This window comes from Streptococcus infantis (assembly GCF_047460405.1).
Lineage (GTDB): Bacteria > Bacillota > Bacilli > Lactobacillales > Streptococcaceae > Streptococcus > Streptococcus infantis_Q.
This window is the reverse complement of record NZ_JASHGH010000011.1, coordinates 44462-66671: the sequence shown is the minus strand read 5'-3', so window position 1 is coordinate 66671 and position 22210 is coordinate 44462. Positions and strand designations below refer to the sequence as shown.

17 protein-coding genes are annotated in these 22210 nt (G+C 39.6%); 4 read left to right on the top strand and 13 right to left on the bottom strand.

The features are described 5' to 3' along the window. Window positions 1-257 precede the first annotated feature (257 nt). Together QM928_RS06270 and rnjA are read left to right on the top strand one after the other, a co-directional pair. Window positions 258-491, top strand: coding sequence for a DNA-dependent RNA polymerase subunit epsilon (locus QM928_RS06270; protein ID WP_000639568.1), 234 nt, complete (start codon window positions 258-260; stop codon window positions 489-491). A gap of 1 nt (window position 492) precedes the next feature. After that, window positions 493-2172: a ribonuclease J1 gene (gene rnjA, locus QM928_RS06265; protein WP_414294765.1), complete on the top strand. Its 1680-nt coding sequence runs from the start codon at window positions 493-495 to the stop codon at window positions 2170-2172. Between the two features lie 105 nt (window positions 2173-2277). Here rnjA and QM928_RS06260 read toward each other — a convergent pair whose 3' ends face one another. The 13 genes from QM928_RS06260 to QM928_RS06200 form a co-directional block, all read right to left on the bottom strand. Further along, window positions 2278-3156 carry a glycosyltransferase family 2 protein gene (locus QM928_RS06260; RefSeq protein WP_414294800.1) on the bottom strand — a complete coding sequence of 293 codons (879 nt, stop codon included), beginning with the start codon at window positions 3154-3156 and terminating at the stop codon, window positions 2278-2280. Window positions 3157-3393: 237 nt separating this feature from the next. Continuing rightward, window positions 3394-4614 (bottom strand): hypothetical protein, encoded by a 1221-nt coding sequence (locus tag QM928_RS06255; RefSeq protein ID WP_414294766.1) that lies wholly within the window; start codon window positions 4612-4614, stop codon window positions 3394-3396. Between the two features lie 7 nt (window positions 4615-4621). Further along, window positions 4622-6109, bottom strand: coding sequence for a glycosyltransferase (locus QM928_RS06250; RefSeq protein ID WP_414294767.1), 1488 nt, complete (start codon window positions 6107-6109; stop codon window positions 4622-4624). Between the two features lie 98 nt (window positions 6110-6207). Further along, window positions 6208-7416, bottom strand: coding sequence for a glycosyltransferase family 8 protein (locus tag QM928_RS06245; RefSeq protein ID WP_248034501.1), 1209 nt, complete (start codon window positions 7414-7416; stop codon window positions 6208-6210). Window positions 7417-7521: 105 nt separating this feature from the next. Then, the gene (locus QM928_RS06240; RefSeq protein WP_371607937.1) at window positions 7522-7701 is read right to left on the bottom strand and encodes a glycosyltransferase; all 180 of its coding nucleotides are present in this window, start codon (window positions 7699-7701) and stop codon (window positions 7522-7524) included. A 604-nt stretch (window positions 7702-8305) separates the two neighbouring features. Continuing rightward, window positions 8306-9343, bottom strand: a complete 1038-nt coding sequence (locus QM928_RS06235) for an aldose epimerase family protein (protein ID WP_414294768.1) — start codon at window positions 9341-9343, stop codon at window positions 8306-8308. A gap of 146 nt (window positions 9344-9489) precedes the next feature. Next, window positions 9490-10485 (bottom strand): tagatose-bisphosphate aldolase, encoded by a 996-nt coding sequence (lacD, locus tag QM928_RS06230; RefSeq protein ID WP_248034502.1) that lies wholly within the window; start codon window positions 10483-10485, stop codon window positions 9490-9492. Window positions 10486-10495: 10 nt separating this feature from the next. Further along, on the bottom strand, window positions 10496-11662 hold the full coding sequence (locus tag QM928_RS06225) for an SIS domain-containing protein (protein WP_414294769.1): 1167 nt from the start codon (window positions 11660-11662) through the stop codon (window positions 10496-10498). A gap of 118 nt (window positions 11663-11780) precedes the next feature. Next, window positions 11781-12185 carry a PTS sugar transporter subunit IIA gene (locus tag QM928_RS06220; protein ID WP_075229687.1) on the bottom strand — a complete coding sequence of 135 codons (405 nt, stop codon included), beginning with the start codon at window positions 12183-12185 and terminating at the stop codon, window positions 11781-11783. Window positions 12186-12188: 3 nt separating this feature from the next. Then, on the bottom strand, window positions 12189-13010 hold the full coding sequence (locus QM928_RS06215; protein ID WP_049509363.1) for a PTS system mannose/fructose/sorbose family transporter subunit IID: 822 nt from the start codon (window positions 13008-13010) through the stop codon (window positions 12189-12191). Continuing rightward, entirely contained in the window at window positions 12997-13902 is a 906-nt protein-coding gene (locus QM928_RS06210; RefSeq protein ID WP_414294770.1) for a PTS mannose/fructose/sorbose/N-acetylgalactosamine transporter subunit IIC, read from the bottom strand. The genes QM928_RS06215 and QM928_RS06210 overlap by 14 nt, the downstream gene beginning before the upstream one ends. Window positions 13903-13928: 26 nt before the next feature. Next, window positions 13929-14405: a PTS system mannose/fructose/N-acetylgalactosamine-transporter subunit IIB gene (locus QM928_RS06205; protein WP_414294771.1), complete on the bottom strand. Its 477-nt coding sequence runs from the start codon at window positions 14403-14405 to the stop codon at window positions 13929-13931. Next, on the bottom strand, window positions 14402-16189 hold the full coding sequence (locus QM928_RS06200; RefSeq protein ID WP_414294772.1) for a glycoside hydrolase family 35 protein: 1788 nt from the start codon (window positions 16187-16189) through the stop codon (window positions 14402-14404). The genes QM928_RS06205 and QM928_RS06200 overlap by 4 nt, the downstream gene beginning before the upstream one ends. Before the next feature lie 326 nt (window positions 16190-16515). Here QM928_RS06200 and QM928_RS06195 point away from each other — a divergent pair, with 326 nt between their 5' ends. Both QM928_RS06195 and QM928_RS06190 read left to right on the top strand, forming a co-directional pair. Beyond that, on the top strand, window positions 16516-17232 hold the full coding sequence (locus tag QM928_RS06195; protein WP_045762517.1) for a GntR family transcriptional regulator: 717 nt from the start codon (window positions 16516-16518) through the stop codon (window positions 17230-17232). A gap of 270 nt (window positions 17233-17502) precedes the next feature. Next, complete coding sequence (locus QM928_RS06190; protein WP_414294773.1) at window positions 17503-22161, top strand: G5 domain-containing protein; 4659 nt, start codon at window positions 17503-17505, stop codon at window positions 22159-22161. Window positions 22162-22210: the final 49 nt, after the last annotated feature.

The window sequence follows — 22210 nt, the reverse complement described above, 5'->3', positions numbered from 1 at the left end:
ATCAAGAAAAATCTCTTTTCTAGCTTTATTATAGCACTTGCATCTGATGTCTTCAAATACTTATACAAGGTAAAATGAAACGCATTTCAAGCTCCTTACTTTCATGTTTCCTGCTTTTACTAATTCCCCTTTTTATGTTATAATTGAGATAATTGTAACGAATCAAGGTCAATAAAGACAAAAAATGAACTGGAATCAAACCAGCTTCAAACTGAGCATTTTTGAATATAGCTGACCTGAAAGCAGAAAGGAAACATATGATTTACAAAGTTTTTTATCAAGAAACAAAAGACCGTAGCCCACGTCGTGAAACAACACGCTCACTATACTTAGACATCGATGCTAGTTCAGAACTTGAAGGACGTATCGCTGCTCGCCAGCTTGTCGAAGAGAATCGTCCAGAGTACAACATCGAGTATATCGAACTCTTGTCTGACAAATTGCTAGACTACGAAAAAGAAACTGGCGCATTCGAAATTACGGAGTTCTAATATGGCCTACACTCTTAAACCAGAAGAAGTCGGCGTTTTTGCCATTGGTGGTCTAGGAGAAATCGGAAAAAACACATATGGTATCGAATATCAAGACGAAATCATCATCGTTGATGCAGGGATTAAATTCCCTGAGGATGACCTACTTGGTATCGACTACGTTATCCCTGATTACTCTTATATTGTAGAAAATATCGACCGCGTCAAGGCTCTCTTGATTACCCACGGACACGAGGACCATATCGGAGGGATTCCTTTCTTGCTCAAGCAAGCAAACATCCCTATCTATGCTGGTCCACTGGCCCTTGCCTTAATCCGTGGAAAACTCGAAGAGCATGGACTTTTGCGCAATGCTACACTTCACGAAATCAACCACAACACGGAGTTGAACTTTAAAAATCTTAAAGCAACTTTCTTTAGAACAACCCACTCGATTCCAGAGCCTTTGGGAATCGTCATCCATACACCTCAAGGGAAAATCGTCTGTACAGGTGACTTCAAGTTCGACTTTACACCAGTTGGAGAACCTGCAGACTTGCACCGTATGGCAGCCTTAGGTGAAGATGGAGTACTTTGTTTGCTCTCTGACTCGACCAATGCTGAGGTTCCAACCTTTACAAACTCTGAAAAGGTTGTCGGCCAGTCGATCATGAAGATTATCCAAGGTATCGAGGGACGTATCATCTTTGCATCCTTTGCCTCAAATATCTTCCGTCTCCAGCAAGCAACGGAAGCTGCTGTTAAGACCGGGCGTAAGATCGCAGTCTTTGGGCGCTCTATGGAAAAGGCCATTGTCAACGGGATTGAACTTGGTTACATCAAGGCACCTAAGGGAACCTTCATCGAGCCAAATGAAATCAAAGACTACCCTGCAGGTGAGATTCTTATCCTCTGTACAGGTAGCCAGGGCGAACCTATGGCAGCCCTCTCTCGTATCGCTAACGGAACTCACCGTCAAGTGCAACTCCAACCTGGCGATACTGTTATTTTCTCATCTAGTCCAATCCCAGGAAACACCACTAGCGTTAACAAATTGATTAACATCATTTCTGAAGCTGGTGTTGAAGTCATCCATGGTAAGATTAACAACATCCATACATCTGGACACGGTGGTCAGCAAGAGCAAAAACTTATGCTCCGCTTGATTAAGCCAAAATACTTCATGCCTGTTCACGGTGAATACCGCATGCAAAAAGTCCATGCTGGACTAGCAGTGGATACTGGAGTAGAGAAGGACAATATCTTTATCATGAGTAATGGTGATGTGCTTGCCCTCACTGCAAACTCTGCTCGTATCGCAGGTCATTTCAATGCTCAGGATATCTACGTCGATGGAAATCGTATCGGCGAAATCGGTGCAGCTGTGCTTAAGGATCGTCGCGATCTATCTGAAGATGGTGTTGTACTTGCTGTCGCAACCGTTGACTTCAAGTCTCAGATGATTCTGTCTGGTCCAGATATCCTCAGTCGCGGATTCGTATACATGCGCGAATCTGGCGACTTGATTCGCCAAAGCCAACGTATCCTTTTCAATGCTATTCGTATCGCATTGAAAAACAAAGATGCCAGCATCCAATCTGTCAATGGCGCTATCGTAAACGCTATTCGACCATTCCTTTATGAAAATACTGAACGTGAACCAATTATCATTCCGATGATTCTCACACCAGATGAAGAATAAGAAAAAATTCTCTGAAATCGAATGACTTCAGAGAATTTTTTTATTTTACAATAAGTTGTACTAATTATTTTTCTCTAATCAACTAGTCTATAAGTCTTATCACTCTCACCGATGCTTGGTCTCAATAGCTTTTTTCACCAAAATCTGTTGATAAGCTTCCATATCTCCGCGTTTCAATGATTCTTCTTCATGAATGGATAATCGCCATTTATAAGCCTGAATTTCCTTATCCAACAACTCCTGAGGTGCCCCAATCAGATTCAAAATAGTCAGACGCTCTTCAATACTCTTTAAAGGATAAACATCTGCAAGATTAACTGTTCTAGTCACACTTGTAGAGCGTTTTCTATGAATATAAATGGCTTTATTCATATAGGCTATCTTATCTGCTTGAAGGTAAACCTTATAGGTCGTATAATCGTCCTCTACCTTCTGATCCGTTGGATAGACAATGTCTTTGAAAAGCTCTGCTTTATAGAGTTTTGCCCACGGAACTGTAAAACATTGACTAAGATTATACTTTCCGTCATATTGATGATAGAACCAATCAAAAGGACTGTACACTTGTTCAAAATAGTTATCTGCACCTACATGAATTAAAAAACTCCCCTGATCTTCAATAAACTGAGTGAAATTACCAATTGTAATATCTGCATCCGTTTTTTTCAATAAATCATAAAGGCTTTGGATATGGTCTAACTCTAGCCAATCATCATTATCCACAAAGACAATGTAATCACCTGTCACAGCTTCCAAAGCACGATTGCGACTGGAAGCAACTCCTCCATTTGGCTTATGGTAAACTTTAACACGCGCATCTTGATTTTTATATCGTTGACAAATAGCTGCCGAACCATCTGTTGAACCATCATTGATTAAAATAACTTCAAGATTTTGATAAGTTTGTTGAAGAATGCTATCTAAACATTTTTCAAGATAAGCCTCTGACATATAAACAGGGACGATAACACTTATTTTTTCTATTTTTATTTCTTTCTTTACTCAATTTTTAGTCTAGTTTCTTCAAATATTTCTGAATCGATACAATCATATCCTCTTAGCCACAAACTCTTGATTATATTTCTCCATACTAAGTTGATGATTGAAATACAAATTGTCAGCAAGTGAAATACTAAGCTAAACGCTATATAGTTATTGTTATCTTTATCTAGGAAGATCTATTCTAAAGCTTTCACGACACTTCCCTTATTTATCCGTTATTTAAAAAAGTAACTTCAACTCTTCCCTGATCGCTAAGTACGGATTCATCTTTTGTTTATCATAAGCAGATTGATATTTTTCTGGATTTGCAAGTTGGGATAATTTGTCAATCATCTCTGCTACACCATCCCTTGGAAACACATGGTCAGTAGCATAAAACTCTGGTTGGTGGCACGTGTCCTTAAAAGCATAAAGGATCATACCATTTTCAAGAGCTGTACGGCTACCATCAAGTATTTCCTGCGCATGAGAAATATCCAGATAAATGCTACACGTTTGTAAAAGTTTCTCATATATCTCTCTAGACAGGCCTGGGTAGAGATGAACATTTGCATGACAATCCAAATCTAATAAACGCCCTCCCATTACTGTTAGCGCAGCAATATGAAATTCAAAATTCGGTAGGGCAGATACAAGGACTTCAATTTGCTCTAGTTCTTGCGTATCTGTAAAAATTAAAATATGCGGACGAAACTCTCTAAAGGCCCCAAGAAACGTTGGTAGATAAATCAGGGGAAGATTCATATTGTCTGTCTTTAATTTCAAATCTCGAGTCAGTAGTTTCCCACAACGATCTTTTAGATACGAAATATCTTCGACAGATAACTCTTCTCTTATGTAAAACATTATCTGATTAGATGAGAGGTTAGGCATATCCCTAAGCAAGCTTATATCCGATAACACTATACAATAACCTGTAGACAATTGTTTATCTAAAATCAGTTTTCTTGCTTCATCAATTGAAGAAAAGCCCTGTTCCCGACCGTTTGCTTCTCGATAAAGTGCACGATTATGAGATGAAAAAAGATAGAGTTGTTCTTGACTTTCCTGACCATAAATGTCTATCTCTTTTTTCCCACCACTCCAAATTTCTCTATGAAAACAAGTTCCCGATAAATCGTAATGATCTTTTGCACAACAAACACCTTTGTTATCGTACCATTCGACTACCTCCACTATTTGTGGCCACTGAGGAGAGCAGTAAATCTTCCCTTTTTTATTTCCTTCTGCTACGATATCTCCTGAAGAAAGAACCTCCCAAAATCGAGGTAAGGGAAGTTGAGTCATGTGTAAGGGACTTGAATTTTCATGATTAGAAAAAAAACTAGTAAAAATATTTTTAATCGTTAATGGTTTCAGATCCTTCCCCATAAGTTCTAAATCTTTTTTTAGGCGATCGTCATCTGAAGACCATTCCCTCGTCAGATAATAATACATCATTTCTTTTTTATTCCCATTCTCTAGTCAAAAATTCATACCATTGTTTTGTTATGCAGTCTGATAAATATTCTTCAGCCAAGCGGTAAGAGCCTTCCCTCAGCTGTTTGATCTGTTTGAAGGCTTTCTCTAAAGCTTTTGTTAAATCAACCACAATTTCCTCATCCGAACGAGCATCAAAAGGAACTAAATAACCATTTTTACCCTCTTGAATAAAGGTCTGATTTCCATAAGGTACATCTAAACCAACAAGAGCTTGTCCAGAACCAATTGCTTCTAACAAAGTTATACCAAAAGTTTCCCATTCCGAGGTAGCCAAATAAAGTTCATACTCTTTGAAACGGTTTGAAATTGTCTGATGCCCCTTAAGATGGATATAATTTTGTGCTCCTAGATTGGCAATCTCTGCTTCAATATCCTGCCATAGCATCCCTTGCCCATAGATATCTAAGTTGACGTCTGGAAAAATTTCATGAAAAGCAACGATGGCTTTGATTGCTAAGTCTAACCGTTTTCGGCGTTCAAACCGCACGGCAATCATCACAGAATAAGGTTTTCGTTCATCAGCTAATTGCAACTGTTCTAGGGCAGCTACTGGAAGAACGCGAACTTGACCAGTTTTCCCTAGTAATGCTAAATGTTTTTCCAATTCATCCTTCTGTGATTGCGTTGATACTAAAATATCATCAAATTCCTCGGCATATTGAAAAAGGTGATAGTATTCAGAATTGATCTGATCTCCCCAATAATGAATAGAGTGCACAACACAGGATAATCTTGCTTCTCCTTTTAAACGTAAAAGAGGTGATGTGAAGGGAAGATTCTCTAGACGATCAATAAATACATGATCCTCTTTACTAAACTGCAACTCTGATAAGGCTCGCTCTAAAAATTCAGACTCACTATAGAACCACTCCGATCCACACCGATAAACTGCTTCAGTATCCTCACCTGGTTCTTTCTTAATCTCTTCAAAGGCTATGGAACCATCTCTATTATGAAACAGTCGGCGAACAACTCTAGCTTCTAGACCAAATCCAGCATCCACTGCTGTAAAAAATTCTGTGAACAGCTTTTTCTTACCATAATGTTCTCTACGAAGTAAACGACCAAATACATAATAATCTACATAATCCACATAATCCGGTTTTAGACTGTTTTTATGTAGAATGGTAGTCACACCATCTTGTTCTTGAAAAATCACTTCACAATTATTTTCCTTATATTCAGCAGTCAGGTGTAAGAGCTGCTTCATATCATCTATACGGATCCCCAAGCTCATATCACGCTGATCTGTCAACAACATATGTGCTAATAGGATTTCTTCCTCAAGATGACCCAAAGAAAGGTAATAGTCCCATTTAAATCGAGGAGGGACCTGTGTAAAAACAAAACTGGCAGGAAGGTCCAAGTCGCGAAAAACCTTCCCACGATATGCTTGAGCAACATCTACACCATTTGGTTCTAAACCCACCATAAGATTAAAAGTGTAAAGCATTCTTTAACTCCAAACTAAACTCTAATCACAAGCATCAAAGCATGGACTCCATAAAAGAAGTGAACTAGCGAATGATTAGATTATCTACTAAAACTTTCTCATTTATCTAACGAATTGAGGTAAGCTTTAATCGCCACTACCATCGCTTCAGGAGTTTGTGAAGAAAAAATCTGACTTCCTCCTGTTGGGTCCTTACTGGTATTATCAAAAGCAAAGATCGGTTTCCCTAATTTATGAATCTCCTGAGTGATATTCATAATTTCGTTAAAATGATTGATATCCAAATAAAAATCGATTTTGCTAAGAACATTTTCAAAATTATAAGGATTGAACTGTGGATAAATGGACACATTTAAATATCGTTGTAAATCGACCACTTGGGAGGCAAAAGTTGTATGAGCCAAAATATGAAAATGAACCTCAGGTAGTGCTTTTATCAAAAACTCCAAGTGCTCCATCTCGCAAGTATTTGTAAAGATTGCAGTATGATATTTTTCTTTTTCTGTAAGCTCCTCTAAACCATGTCTGATAATCTCTTTCCGTAAGATAATATCTGACCAATCTAAAGCATAGAAGAACCACCATCTATCCCCCAAGCGATTCTTATATATAGCTGACCATGGTTTCCCGTCTGTATAATGAATAACAGAAACCACCGACTCATATTGATTCGCTTTTACATACCATCCATCTTTTTGAAAACGTGTCGCAATAGTATCCATTCCAACCATAAAATTGTAATTGACGTCTAGCTCTTTCCATTGCCCCACAAAAAATCGATTTAAAATTCCTTGATCACCAAACTCAACTTCATGGTACTGATCCGCTAATTCAAACAATTTTGTTGAAATCGAATGCTCTCTCCAATAGGCATTATTTATCAATAAAACTCCTGAATTGAAATTTGTTTGCTGCAATTCATCTCTAACTGCTGCGACTGGGCTGGCACCTAGATCTGTTTCAAAAAGACTTGTTAAATCTCCATTAACAATAATATCCGAATCAAGATATAAAACCTTATCTTCCTTCAGTATGTCTGGAATAAAGAAGCGAAAATAAGCTGCATATGATAAGTGAGCAGTTGGTAAATGATATTTCCGGAGATGATTATTAGAAATCTTTACATTTACAATTTCTGAATGAATAGCTTTCAATCGCTGATTCATAATACGAAACCATTCCGAAGGTAGATCGTCATTAAAAACATAAAATTTTATATCATCGTTATAAGCACAAACAGACTTGATAGTAGTTTCCACCTTATCCATATATCCATTATCTGCTCCAAGTACGATTGCTTTCTTCATTTTTCAATCCCTTTTATCTAACGTTTATTTTCTTTTTCTATTAACTAATAAAATCTGTCGAATTTCATCTACCATTTTTGAGGTTCTTCATGGGCGATTACTTTATCAAAGAGTTCTGCTTGATGGGCTACAATATCTAAGGGCAGCACAGTTTTTCCCTAGATCTTGATAGGTTTGATTGAGAATACTATCTAGACATTGTCGTAAGTAGTTTTCAACGTTGTAAACTGATACAATTATACTAATTTTTCTGTCATTTTTATATTTCTCTTTATACTTTTCCAAAGTTATGAAAAACGGTTCTTCAGTAGGATTCCCAATTCACTACTAGCTTTCTATAGTTTGCGGAAAAATTCTCTGATGAAAGCTGAAATATCTTTACTCATGATTTTATCCAGCCTCTCAGTAGTCAACTCCTCTGACCGGTTCCACCAATATCCTTGATTTGACCATCGGGTAACAGTTGAAAAAAGCGCTGATGTTGCTTATTTTTATGTGAAAAGATACAGAATTTTCCAGATACTGATACCATTGCTAATCTTCCCCTTATAACTTTGACCAAGAACACGAATCTTCTATAGAGAGTTTTTTTCCCAAAAATCTTTATAAAAATCTAGTATTTTTTAGTCAAAATCCTAGATTTATTCCATTTTAATTATACCTTATTTTTAGCAAAAGAGCTATCATATAAATATATCTATTAGATATTATTGACACATTCAACTATCAATATAAGTCAATCATCTTTATTCAGTAAGAATATTTGATATATAGAATTATCTTCTAAACTTGAGATTATTTCCTTATTTTTCAAGAATCAAAAAACCTAGATTCTAACAGCTAGTAAATAACTAACGGTTAAAGTATAGGTTTACTCAGAAAACAATCATTATTTCACGACAAGCTCGTAACGAGTTTTGCTGGTGAATGTTTCACCTGCTTTGAGGATGACTTGGTCTTTAAGGTCGCTATGAATAGCATCTGGTAAAGCTTGCGCTTCAAGAGCAATCCCATTGTGCTGAATCATTGACTGACCAGCGATGATGACACTCTCATCCACAAAGTTTGCTGTGTAGACCACAAAGCAAGGAGCCTCTGTCTTGAAGAGCAGGAAGCGACCTGAACCTTGGTCATAGAGGAAACCAGCATTGTCATGTCCTGCAGGAAGAGCAAATGGATGGTCCAAACCAGATACGAGTTTGATTTGTTCATCTTCGTCTGCAAAAATATCCTTAAGCAAAGCTCCATTGTAGATATGCTTGACCACATCACGATTAGCATCCGGTGTTTTAGCTGGCACGCCGTCTGGAGCGATTGGATAGATGCCTTCAGTGTTCAATTGGAAGACATGGCGGTCAACAGTCTGAGTGAAATCGCCTGACAGGTTAAAATAGCTATGGTTGGTTGGATTGACCAAGGTATCCTGGTCTGTCGTCACCTTGTAGCTAACTTCGTAGGCACCACTTTCTTCCAAGTTGTAGCTAATCCAGATCTTAAGATTTCCAGGGAAACCTCCAGTCCCATCTGTTCTTTCTGTGTAAAGAGTCAAACCATGGTCACTCACTTCGACTAGCTCAAACAAGCTAGAATCCCAACCAGTTGAGCCACTGTGGTTACAGTTGCTAGCGTTGTTGACTTCAAGATCATAGGTCTTACCATTAAGTTCGAAAGTCGCTCCTGCGATACGACCCGCAACTGGACCTACACTTGCTCCATGTTTAGGGCTATTGCCCACATAGCTTTCGAAATCGTCAAAACCTAGGATAACATTGGCAAAATTGCCAGTCTTATCTGGAGTTACATAGCGTAAAATTGTTGCTCCATAAGTCATGATTTCCAGTTGGTATCCTGCCTCCGTTTCAAAACGGTAAGCGAGGACATCCTTGCCATCAACTTTCCCAAATACACGTTCTGTGTATGCTTTCATCCTTCTCTCCTTTTTCTAATTCAATTAAGTAAACAAACCATAGAAAGCGCATTCACTTTCTATGGTTTCATTTTATGATTTACAGACACCTTTGTCAAGAAACCATAGATATTTTATTAACAAAAGTCGTTTCTTCTATTTCTGATCTATGCTTCTACACGTTCAGTCCATGAAGTAGCTGTTGTTTGAAGTACTTTATTGAGTTCATCAATGTTTTCAAATCCAGTTGTACAAAGCCATTCGCGAGCTGCTGCTTCTCCATCTTTGATGTAAGCTTCAACAGATCCAGCCCATGTTGCACGTCCACAAAGAACACCATTGAAGTTTGCGCCTGATTCGTGAGCAAAGACAAGAGTTTCTTGGAAAAGTTTAGCTGATACACCTGCACTCAAGTAGATGTAAGGAAGGTTAGTAGCTTCGTCTTGGGCTTTAAAGAAGGTAGCAGCTTCTTCACGTGTATGAACGATTTCTCCATCACCAAAGCCTTCAACGTATTTCACGTTAACTGGAACTTCTACTTTCAAGACATCGATGTTGAAACGTGGATCTGAGAAGACTTTCATAGCGCCGATAACCTTGTGTGGTTTTACTTTAGCGTATTCTGCAGAACCAGCGTCAGCAATCTTTTCATCGTAAGCAAGAATTTCAAGGAAGAATGGAATATCTTCAGCCACACACTCAGAACCAATGCGTTCGATGTAGGCTTGTTTTTGTTGATTAAGTTCGTCAGAGCTATCTACGTCATAGTAAAGCAAGAACTTAACAGCATCTGCCCCTTGTTCTTTGATACGTTTTGCAGACCAAACATCCAAGCAGTCTGGCAAGCGTTTTGTACTTGTTGTGTCGTATCCAGTTTTCTCATAAGCAAGGAGAAGACCAGCTTTTGGATCAAGAGCTTTTGTAGCTGGAAGTCCATACTCAGGGTCAAGAAGCATAGATGAAGCGTATTTAGTCAATTCATCCGCTACCAATACTTTGAGTTCTTCCATTTGAGTTACTGTTGGCTCTTCTGTTTGGTATTGAGCCATGAGGCGTTTCAAAGCACCACGTTGGTCAAAAGCAAGAGCTGAGATGATCCCATTTTCGTCTGAGAGTTTTTGCAAGCAAGCAAGTTTATTTGGGCTTAATGTTAATTTACTCATAGATTCTTCCTTATTTTTCAAATTCGTGAATAATGACACCTTGAACAACACGGTTCACTGTACCTGTAGGTGATGGTGTATCTGGTCTGTTACCAACTTTAAGTGAAGTCAAGAGAGCAAATAACTGACCATAAACGATGTAAGGGAAGACACGGTAAACATCATTCAGAACCCCACCGCACCCAAGCGCGACTTCCTTAACATTTTCAAGTCCGAAGGCTTGGTCGCTCAAGAGAACAACACATCGAGCAATTTGGTCGCCTGCAACTTCACGAACCAAGTCTAAGTCATATTTACGAGTGTAATCTGTTGTAGTACCAAATACCAAAACGACTGTATCTTCGTTGATAAGAGATTTTGGACCGTGACGGAAGCCAACTGGGCTTTCATACATAGTCGCAACCTGACCAGCAGTCAATTCCAAAATCTTCAGTTGCGCTTCATGAGCAAGTCCGAAGAATGGGCCCGCACCTAAGTAGATGACACGGTTAAATTCTAGGTCAACCAACTCTTTGACATCTGCCACATTTTCAAGAACTTTGCGAGCTAAACTAGATAGCACTTCAAAACGTTCAGTTTTAACAGCAAAGTCTGTCGGATCAAATACCAAGAGCGCTGTCAACATCATTGAAGTGAAGCTTGAAGTCATAGCAAAGCCAGCATCGTTAGAAGCAGCTGGTTGTAGCAACAATAGGTTGCGGTCATCACCATGCGCTTGAAGAGCCAATTTCCCTTCAGCCGCACATGTGATGGTCACTTGATAAAGCTCATCAACCAAAGCCTTGGCCAAGTCAACTGTTGCCACACTCTCAGGTGAGTTCCCGCTACGCGCGAATGATACCAAAACAGTCGCCACATCTTTTTTCAAATAAGTTTGTGGGTTTGCTACGATATCAGTTGTCGCGATAGCATTAAAATTCCATTTACGTTCATCATAAACTTCTTTAAAGTAAGGAACCAGAGTATCACCTACATAAGCAGAAGTTCCAGCACCAGTCAGGATAACTTTGATGTAGTCATGTTTGTCAGCAATTCCTTGTAAGAAGGCTGCAATTTCATCACGTCGTGCTTGATAAGCTTCAAAAGCTTCTTTCCAAACGTCTGGTTGTTGGTAAATTTCGCGAGTTGTGATTTCTGCTCCCAACTCAAGCAATTCTTCTTTTGTATAATCTAGCATTGAGTTCCTCTAATCTATTATTATATTGTTTTTTATTTAAAATATGGGAATGGGAGTAAGCCCCATTCCCATTTATATTCTATGAAATGTGTTCTAACAGTATTTCTGTTATTACACCTTATTCGTCTTCATCGTCATCGAAGCCAGCCAATAGATCATTAACTTTGACAATGCTTTCTGATGCACGATTTTTATAATCTGCATCTGCGCCTGTAAGGCTTGCATTGATAAATTCAATCACCATTGGAAGATTCATTCCTGCATAAAGTTCGATGTCACGACCTTCCATAATCAAGCGACTCACCACGTTACATGGTGTTCCACCAAGGAGGTCAGCAAAGACTAGGAAATCATCCAAACCTTCGACAGCAGCTTCAAATTTCGCAGTGAAATCTTCTGGTCCATCTTCTGGAAGAAGAGCTACCGCATGAATGTTGTCCTGTGGACCCATAATCATTTCTGTGCTACCTTTAAGTTCTTCACAAAAACGGCCATGGCTCACTAAAATTAATGATTTACTCATAAATTATGCGCCCATTCCAAGTACAAATTTACCGATGAATGAAAGTCCAACTGCAAGAGCAATGATGATACCGATTGCTTTAGTTGAGTTCATACCTTTCTTACCAAGCAACCAGAAGATGAATGCTGTGAAGATTGCTGGAAGCAAGCGTGGGAAGATTGAGTTCAAGATATCTTGGAAATCAATCATCTTTTCACCGATTGGCAATTTGTATGAAATTTCAAAGTTGATCATTGTTGCTACAAGAGCACCCATCATGAACACACCAAGTACAGATGCAGCTTCAATCAAAGCTGTCAAAGTGCTTTGCATGTTGTTGATAAGGTTAACCCCTTCTTTGTATGCAAATTCCAATTGTTTCCAACGGAAGATGTCATACGCTACTGCAACTGCGATCCAAAGGAAGATACCCCAAGGTTGACCAGCGATAGCCATTGTTGCAGCGATAGATCCCATGATAGCAGGTACAAGTGAACCAAAAATTGTATCTCCAAGAGGAGCGAATGGTCCCATCAAACCTGTCTTGATACCGTTAACCGCATCTTTTGAGCCAACGCCATCTTTTTCTTCCATGGCAAGGTCAAAACCAGCGATGATTGTGTGGAAGAATGGTGAAGTGTTGAAGAATTGAGTATGAACTTTCATCATTTCTTTCAACTCAGGAGTTCCATCTCCATACATTTTACGCAATTGTGGCAAGATCATGTAAAGGTAACCTGATGCTTGCATACGCTCATAGTTCCATCCCAATTGGAAAGTGAACAAGCTACGTTTGTTAATTTGATTAAAATCTTCTTTTGTTAATTTGTAATTAGAATTCGTCATCTTCAATTTCCCCACTTTCTGACGGTGTAGAAGGTGCTGCTACAGCAACTTTCTGGCTGTTCTTGAAGTGAACAACTGCAAGGAAGATACCTACGATAGAGATACCGATCATAGACAATCCTTTGAAGTTGTTAGCGAAACCGATAGTTTCTGCAACTTCAGCAGGAAGAGTGCCAATGATACCAGCAACTGCTCCACCAAGACCTGTTACGTATGAGTAAAGAACAGTCAACATAGCTGTCAAACCGAATCCCATAGCAAGGTAGTGAAGGTTACGTTTAACTGGAAGGTAACGAAGCAAGATAGCGAATCCAAGACCTGGAAGCATACGACCTGCAAGAGTCAAACCGTCTGCAACCCATTGGAATTCTTTAACAAAGTTGACAACTGCTTGTACGAATTCTCCACCGAAAGCTAGGGCGAAGAATACTGGAAGGGCACGAGAAGCAGCCCATGGAAGCGCACCAAGAAGGTAGTTACGTTCGATTCCTTTGTAGTCAAAGCGTTCGATCGCAGCATCAATACGGTGTGCGAAGAATGTAGTAGTCATACGACCAAGTACGTCGAAGTAAGTTAAAAGTGCCGCTACCGGAACCGCAATTGTTGTAATTGCAAGAGGTGCGTCAATCCCTTGTGAAACTGAGAATGCTGTTGCAAGAACCGCACCAGAAGTTGCGTCGATACGAGAAGCACCACCGAAGGTACCAACCCCAAGGACAAACAACTGCAAGTTACCACCGATAAGCAAACCAGTTGTCAAATCTCCCATGATCAAACCAGTAATGAAACCAGCGAATACAGGGGAACCTGCAGAAGAAACGATCGTCAACTCATCACAGATTTGATAAGCTGAGTACAGAGTGAGAAGTAAAATTTGCCACCATTGTATCATAACAATGACCTCCTAAAAATTTTTTCCTATTTTAATAAGCTCAAAAAGTCTGAAACTGGATCATTTGGAACCATTTGAGCAGTAAGTTTAACACCTTTTTCCGCCAATTTGTGGAAATCTTCTACGTCTTTATCTACAACGTTGATTGAACGTGTGATAGAACGAGTTTCTGGTGTTTGAGACATATTACCAACATTGACTGCTTCAAGCGGTACCCCTGCTTCCACTAATCCAAGGAAGCGGTCTGGTTTACGAGCAACGATAAACAAACGTTGGCTATCGTATTTACCAGCAAGGATATTGGCTGCCGCTTTCTCAATTGGCAAAATACTCAATTTCACACCTGGTGGTGTTGCAAGTTTCAATCCGCTCTTTTCAACATCGTTGTTAACAACTTCATTGTCAACGACCATGATACGTGAAACATTCAGTTTAGCAGACCAAAGGTTTGCTACTTGTCCGTGGATCAAACGTCCATCAATACGGCATCCTACAATTGTCATAAATTTTCCCCCTTTATATGTTTTAGTGTAGGTTTACGAGTTAAGTGTATGTGATCTCTATACTCCCCTTCAGTTTCAAAGATAATGATGCGGTTAGCACCTTCCTTGAGATAGCTGTGCGGAATATAAAGCGATAAGGTTGGACCAACATTCCAGAAACGACCTAGATGACGGCCATTGACATAGGCAATCCCTTTACCAAACTTAGATAGTTCTAAGTAGGTGTCCTTCGGAGCCTCAACTTCAAAGTCATAGGCGTAAAAGGCAGGTTGTCCTTCTGTCCATCCTTTTGAGAAATCAATCTTTTCAGGATTATCTAGTGGAAGCGGATAGTGTTCCCAGTTCAGCATGAAGTGTAGGTCTTTGCAGACACCTGTACGAATCCCTTTTCGTTGTGTATCTGCTAGGAACTTATGCCCGTAATTGACACGCCCCATATTTTCTACCAGGACATCAAAACGAGAGAGCGCTTTCTTTTCTCCTTGATAGAAGATGTCCTCACCAATTTCTGTCTGGTACTGAGTTGTAACCCATTTACCATCTACAAATAGCTGAGCTCTGTCTCGACCGTCAATGATACGGATACGTTCTTCTTCTGCATCCCAACTAGCTTCTGTACGATAGAGTAGATAACCGTAACTTTGTCCCAACTCTTCCATTTTCTTAGGATAGAGACTCTCGATAGGACTTGTTAGGCTATCCAAGGTTTCGAACAGAGAAACTTTCTCAACCAGTGGAATGTTTTCAACTTCCATGCTCTCTTTGTAAAGCGGTTCTAATTGTGGATACTCAGGATAGTAAGTCGCCATCATTTCCTTAACTGCCATGTATTTAGCAGTTGGATTCCCAGCTTCATTAAGGAGAGCGTCATAATCATAAGATGTTACTTGTGGTAAATCAATAGTTCCTCGAGCTGAACAACCATTCATAAAACCAAAGTTGGTTCCACCGTGGAACATGTAAAGGTTGATAGAGCCTTGCTCTAATACCTCGTGTACGGCTTCTGCTAGCTCCTCTGGCTCACGCGTGATGACTGGTTCTTTCCATCTGTTAAACCATCCATCCCAGAATTCCATACACATGAGTGGCCATTTCTTGCCATACTCATCAAAGAACTCTTGCATTTGCGAGAAGTTAAAGTTAGCTTTTGAACCAAAGTTTCCTGTCACAAAGAGATCATCTTCAATCAAGGTACCAGCTTTCAGAGTTGCTCGCCATGGACCATCAGATGTAAAGAGCGGACAAGTCACTGAACGTTCTTCCATCAATCGACGAATCTCACGCAAGTAGGTTTTGTCCTCACCGTATGAACCGTACTCATTTTCAACCTGCATCATGAGGATGTTACCACCATTATCCAACAATCTTGAAACAAGACGTGGAAGTAAATGATCATAGTAACGTCCTACCATTTCAACAAAGGCTGGATCAGAGGAACGGATTCGCATGTCTTTATTTAAAAGCCATGCTGGTAAACCACCGAATTCCCACTCTGCACAGATAAAGGGAGATGGTCGAACAATAGCATACAAGCCTAAGTCCTGAGCTGTCTGAAGAAATTTTTCAATATCAAGATTGCCTTCAAAATTGAAGTTTCCCTCAGTTGGTTCATGTAAATTCCAAGCGACATAGGTTTCAACAGTGTTAAAACCTAAAGCCTTGAGATTGTACAATGAATGATACCAGTCTTCTTCAGGAATTCTAAAATAATGAATGGCACCCGATAAAATTTTGAATGGTTTCCCATCTAGGTAAAAATCATCCTCAATTTTAAACCTTGTCATTTTACCACCTCATACTTTTCGTTTGCGCTTTCATTTGTTGTTATATTAAATGATAAACTAATGAATCCATCTTGTCAATAGATTTTTCGAAAATTATTTAAAATTTTTCTTTTTTTTTTACTGAATTGTTTTCTAAAATTCTTGTAAAAAATTTTTTTCTTAAATATTCTCGATCCAGATAGCATAAATATATAAGTTTATAACCTCAAATAATATGTAAGTCAATCACTTAGCCTATTATTTTATTTTTTTTACATTATTTACTATCATTTCCAAACCATTTATGATAAAATCGAAGATGGAGAAGGAAAAAATGAGGTGAAAATATGGCAATTCCAAAGTATCAATATATCAAAGATGAATTAAAAAACAAAATCATTTCAGGTCAATTTGCAAGTGGCGACAAGTTCTACACTGAAGCAGAATTGATTGCAATGTATGACGTAAGTTCAATCACTGTTGTTCGCGCCTTAAACGACCTTGCTAAAGACGGTTATATTGTCCGCCAACAAGGAAAAGGAACCTTTGTGGCTCGCGCTCGCAAGCACAAACTCGTAGAATTTTCTGATGTAGAAATTTTCGAAACAAAAGATGATAAAGTCACTGTTCTTTCTATTGAACGTGGTAACGATCTTAACTACTTAGAAAAATTGGGTTTGCGTGGCGATCAATTTTATTACAAAATCGAACGTATCCGTGAATCTAACGGTGTTACTTATATCTACCACACATCTTATATCCCTGAACAATACATCAATGCAAACTATCCAAATCTTGAATACTATAGTTCTATCTATAATCGTTTCAAATTGGACTACCACATTCACATGAATGACGAGCATTTTGAAGAAATCAATGAAATTGTATTTCCAACTCCAGAACATGCTGCTTCTATCCTAGGAATCGACTCTCAGTTCCCAACTGTTCTCCAAACCAAGACAACTAAACTTGAGTCAACTGGCCAAGTGTTGGAATACATTGAAACTTACAAACGTTCTGATTTCTATAAGATTAAATTTATCTCATGTGATCGCGATCACTAAACATTAAAAAGTCTGAGACAATTGTTTCAGGCTTTTCTATTTTTTATTATAGCACGCCAGCTTTTAGTAGGAAATATCAAATGACTTTAAACTATAATTTGGAGAAATTTTACTAAAAACAGAGTAAAAATTAAAATCAGTTCAAATTAAATAACTTCTTATATTTTTTATAGGTATTTTATTAAAATACTTGACTTTACTAGATTCAGATAATACAATGGAATCAGTTTGTGAAAACGCTGCCAAAATAATAAATTAGGAGGTTATTTAATGAAACCAGAAAATAAACAGCGTTTCTCTATTCGTAAATACGCAATCGGAGCAGCTTCTGTCTTGATCGGCTTTGCCTTTCATGCACAAGCTGTTGCCGCTGATGGAGTCGTACCTACTACAACAGAGAATCAACCTACTATCCAAGCCGCAGGAGAATCGTCTCCACAGGCCAGCGAAGAAAAACTTGAAACTAGTCCTACACCAGAAGCCGTAGCTCCTGCAGCTCCAGTGACACCTGTAACAAACACTGAAGCACCAAAAGTTGAAGCTACTCCTGCTCCTATCGTAGAAAAGACTGTTACAACCGAAGAAACTCCAGCAAAACCAGAAGTAACTGAAGAAGCTAAGCAGCCAGAACCAGAAAAGGCAGAAAACAAAGAAGTTGCTAAAGTTGAAGCTCCTGTAGTCACTACAGAGAAAGCAGCTCAAGTCAATGAAAAACTAGCTAAAAAGAAAATCGTTTCAATCGATGCAGGGCGTAAATACTTCTCTCCTGAACAATTGAAAGAAATCATCGACAAAGCTAAACACTATGGTTACACTGATCTTCATCTCCTAGTCGGAAATGACGGCTTGCGCTTTATGCTTGATGATATGTCTCTAACTGTAGGGGACAAGACCTATGCGAGCGACGATGTCAAACGCGCTGTTGAAAACGGAACAAACGCCTACTACAACGATCCAAACGGCAATCATCTAACTGAAAGCCAAATGACCGATTTGATTAACTATGCTAAAGATAAAGGTATCGGCCTTATCCCAACAGTTAACAGCCCTGGTCACATGGATGCTATACTCAATGCCATGAAAGAACTTGGTATTGAAAAGCCTAACTTTAACTATTTTGGTAAAGAATCAGCACGTACTGTCGACCTTGACAATGAAAAAGCTGTTGCCTTCACAAAAGCTTTAATTGATAAGTATGCAGGCTACTTTGCTGGTAAGTCTGAAATCTTCAACATCGGTTTGGATGAGTACGCTAATGATGCTACGGATGCTAAAGGATGGAGCGTTCTTCAAGCCTATAAATGGTATCCAGAAGATGGATTCCCAGACAAGGGCTATGACAAATTCATCGCCTATGCTAATGACCTAGCTCGTATCGTCAAATCTCACGGTCTAAAACCTATGGCCTTCAACGACGGTATCTACTATAATAGCGATACAAGTTTTGGTACCTTTGACAAGGACATCATCGTCTCTATGTGGACTGGTGGCTGGGGCGGTTACGATGTCGCTTCTTCTAAATTACTAGCTGAAAAAGGACACGAAATCCTTAACACTAATGATGCATGGTACTACGTTCTCGGCCGTAATGCTGACGGACAAGGTTGGTACAACCTTGATCAAGGATTGAACGGCATTAAGAGTACACCGATCACTTCTGTACCAAAAACAGAAGGAGCTGATGTTCCTATTATCGGTGGTATGGTAGCTGCTTGGGCTGATACTCCATCTGCTCGCTACTCTCCATCTCGTCTATTCAAGCTTATGCGTCAATTCGCAAACTCAAATGCTGAATACTTCGCTGCTGATTACGAGTCTGCTGAACAAGCTTTGAAAGAAGTTCCAACAGACCTTACTCGCTACACAGAAGAAAGTATTACAGCCGTTAAAGAAGCTGAAAAAGCCATCCGTGCTCTCGATAGCAACCTCAGCCGTGCTCAACAAGATACTATTGATCAAGCGATCGCAAAACTCCAGGAAGCTGTTAGCAACTTGACCTTCACTCCAGAAGCTCAAAAAGAAGAAGATGCTAAACGCGAAGTTGAAAAACTAGCTAAGAACAAGGTCATCTCTATCGATGCTGGTCGTAAATACTTCACTCTAGACCAACTCAAACGTATCGTAGATAAAGCCAGCGAACTTGGTTACTCTGACCTTCATCTCCTCCTTGGAAATGATGGACTTCGCTTCCTCTTGGATGACATGACGATCACTGCAAACGGCAAGACCTATGCTAGTGACGATGTGAAAAATGCCATCATTGAAGGAACAAAATCTTACTACGACGATCCAAACGGAACAACTTTGAATCAGGCTGAAATTACTGAACTTATCCAGTATGCTAAGGACAAAGGTATTGGACTAATCCCTGCTATCAACAGTCCTGGCCACATGGATGCTATGCTTGTCGCTATGGAAAAACTAGGCATCGCAAACCCTCAAGCTAACTTTGACAAGGTTTCAAAAACAACTATGGACCTTGAAAACGAAGAAGCAATGAACTTTACAAAAGCCCTTATCGGCAAGTACATGGACTTCTTTGCAGGTAAAACTAAGATCTTCAACTATGGTACAGATGAGTATGCTAACGACGCTACCAATGCTCAAGGTTGGTACTACCTCAAGTGGTATGGTCTCTACGGTAAGTTTGCTGAATACGCTAATAGCTTAGCTGCCATGGCTAAAGAAAAAGGGCTTCAACCAATGGCCTTTAACGATGGCTTCTACTACGAAGACAAGGATGATGTTGAGTTTGATAAGGACGTTATCATCTCTTACTGGTCTAAAGGCTGGTGGGGTTACAACCTTGCGTCTCCTCAATACCTAGCAAGCAAAGGCTATAAATTCCTTAACACGAATGGAGATTGGTACTACATTCTCGGTCAAAAACCAGAAGATGGCGGTGGCTTCCTCAAGAAAGCTATTGAAAATACTGAAAAAACTCCATTTAACCAACTAGCATCAACTAAATATCCTGAAGTTGACCTACCTACTGTTGGTAGTATGTTAGCTATCTGGGCTGATAGACCAAGCGCAGAATACAAGGAAGAAGAAATCTTTGAACTCATGACTGCTTTTGCAGACCACAACAAGGACTACTTCCGTGCTGACTACAAGGCTCTACGCGAAGAACTTGCTCAAATCCCTGAAAACTTAGAAGGATATAGCACTGAAAGTCTCGACGCTCTCAAAGCTGCTAAAGACGCTCTTAACTACAACCTCAATCGTAACAAACAAGCTGAATTGGACACACTTGTAGCTAATCTCAAAGCTGCTAGACTTGGTCTTAAACCAGCTGCCACTCACTCAGGAAGCCTCGATGAGAGTGAAACTGCTGCTACAGTTGAAAACCGACCAGAGCTTCTAGTTAAGACAGAAGAAATTCCGTTTGAGATTGTTAAGAAAGAAAATCCTAACCTTCCAGTAGGACAAGAGAAAGTCATCACTGAAGGTGTCAAAGGTGAACGGACTATCTATCTTTCCGTTGCGACTGAAAATGGTGAAGCACATGAAACTCTCCTTGATTCTAAGGTAACAGTAGAACCTGTCGCTCAAGTGGTAGAGGTAGGGAACCCTGTCACTCATGTCGGCGACGAAGAAGGAGTTGCTCCTGTGGCAGATGCAAAACCACGTGTTGTGATTGAAGACGAAGAAATTCCGTTTACAACTATTACTCGTGAAACCGATCAGTTGCCTAAGGGACAATCTCGTATCGTAACTGAAGGTGTAAACGGTCGTCTAAGTCATTTCTATTCTGTAACTACGGCTACGGACGGAACTGAAGTTAAGACTCTAGTTAGCAGTGAAGTGAGCCTAGAACCTATCACCCAAGTGGTGGAAGTGGGGAACCCTGTCACTCATGTTGGTGATGAACATGGGCAAGCTGCTATTTCTGAAAACAAACCAAGAGTTGACATTCAAAATGAAGAAATTCCATTTACAACCATCACTCGTGAAACTAATCAATTACCTAAAGGACAATCTCGTATCGTGACTGAAGGTGTAAACGGTCGTCGCAGCCATTTCTACTCTGTGACTACTGCTGCGGATGGATCTGAAGTTAAGACTCTAGTTAGCAGTGAAGTAAGCCTAGAGCCTATCACCCAAGTGGTAGAGGTGGGGAACCCTGTCACTCACCTTGGTGATGAAAAAGGACAAGCTACTATTGCTGAAAACAAACCAAGAGTTGACATCCAAAATGAAGAAATTCCATTTACAACCATCACTCGTGAAACTAATCAATTACCTAAAGGACAATCTCGTATCGTGACTGAAGGTGTAAACGGTCGTCGTAGCCATTTCTACTCTGTGACTACTGCTGCTGACGGAACTGAAGTTAGAACATTAGTTACAAGTGTCGTGGCGCAAGAACCTGTCGCTCAAGTGTTAGAAATTGGCAACCCTGTCACTCACGTCGGCGATGAAAAAGGACAAGCTACTATTGCTGAAAACAAACCAAGAGTTGACATCCAAAATGAAGAAATTCCATTCACAACCATCACTCGCGAAACCAATCAATTACCTAAAGGACAATCTCGTATCGTGACCGAAGGTGTAAACGGTCGTCTAAGTCATTTCTATTCTGTCACTACGGCTGCAGACGGAACTGAAGTTAGAACATTAGTTACAAGTGTTGTAGCGCAAGAACCTGTCGCTCAAGTGATTGAAGTGGGCAACCCTGTCACTCACGTCGGCGATGAACATGGTCAAGCAGCTATCGCTGAAGAAAAACCAACACTAGAAATCCCAAGCGAGCCAGCTCCAGCAACTGTTCCTGCTGAGGAAAATAAAGCTCTTCCTCAAGGTCCAGCTCCTGTAGCAAAAGAGAAAAAACTACCTGAAACAGGAACTCAAGGCTCAGAATGGTTGATTGCTACTGGTCTTATGACTGCTCTCACAGCTTACGGACTTAGCAAGAAAAAAGATTAAAGATGAATCTTTTGATATAAGATAAAAAGCGGGACAAAAGTCTCGCTTT

Excerpts from the sequence above, each read along its gene's own strand:
- lacD (WP_248034502.1), bottom strand. The coding sequence starts at position 10,485 with ATGAGTAAATTAACATTAAGCCCAAATAAACTTGCTTGCTTGCAAAAA.
- rnjA (WP_414294765.1), top strand. The coding sequence starts at position 493 with ATGGCCTACACTCTTAAACCAGAAGAAGTCGGCGTTTTTGCCATTGGT.
- QM928_RS06215 (WP_049509363.1), bottom strand. The coding sequence starts at position 13,010 with ATGACGAATTCTAATTACAAATTAACAAAAGAAGATTTTAATCAAATT.
- QM928_RS06190 (WP_414294773.1), top strand. The coding sequence starts at position 17,503 with ATGAAACCAGAAAATAAACAGCGTTTCTCTATTCGTAAATACGCAATC.
- QM928_RS06225 (WP_414294769.1), bottom strand. The coding sequence starts at position 11,662 with ATGCTAGATTATACAAAAGAAGAATTGCTTGAGTTGGGAGCAGAAATC.
- QM928_RS06255 (WP_414294766.1), bottom strand. The coding sequence starts at position 4,614 with ATGATGTATTATTATCTGACGAGGGAATGGTCTTCAGATGACGATCGC.
- QM928_RS06270 (WP_000639568.1), top strand. The coding sequence starts at position 258 with ATGATTTACAAAGTTTTTTATCAAGAAACAAAAGACCGTAGCCCACGT.
- QM928_RS06250 (WP_414294767.1), bottom strand. The coding sequence starts at position 6,109 with ATGCTTTACACTTTTAATCTTATGGTGGGTTTAGAACCAAATGGTGTA.
- QM928_RS06205 (WP_414294771.1), bottom strand. The coding sequence starts at position 14,405 with ATGACAATTGTAGGATGCCGTATTGATGGACGTTTGATCCACGGACAA.
- QM928_RS06245 (WP_248034501.1), bottom strand. The coding sequence starts at position 7,416 with ATGAAGAAAGCAATCGTACTTGGAGCAGATAATGGATATATGGATAAG.
- QM928_RS06220 (WP_075229687.1), bottom strand. The coding sequence starts at position 12,185 with ATGAGTAAATCATTAATTTTAGTGAGCCATGGCCGTTTTTGTGAAGAA.
- QM928_RS06210 (WP_414294770.1), bottom strand. The coding sequence starts at position 13,902 with ATGATACAATGGTGGCAAATTTTACTTCTCACTCTGTACTCAGCTTAT.
- QM928_RS06200 (WP_414294772.1), bottom strand. The coding sequence starts at position 16,189 with ATGACAAGGTTTAAAATTGAGGATGATTTTTACCTAGATGGGAAACCA.
- QM928_RS06195 (WP_045762517.1), top strand. The coding sequence starts at position 16,516 with ATGGCAATTCCAAAGTATCAATATATCAAAGATGAATTAAAAAACAAA.
- QM928_RS06235 (WP_414294768.1), bottom strand. The coding sequence starts at position 9,343 with ATGAAAGCATACACAGAACGTGTATTTGGGAAAGTTGATGGCAAGGAT.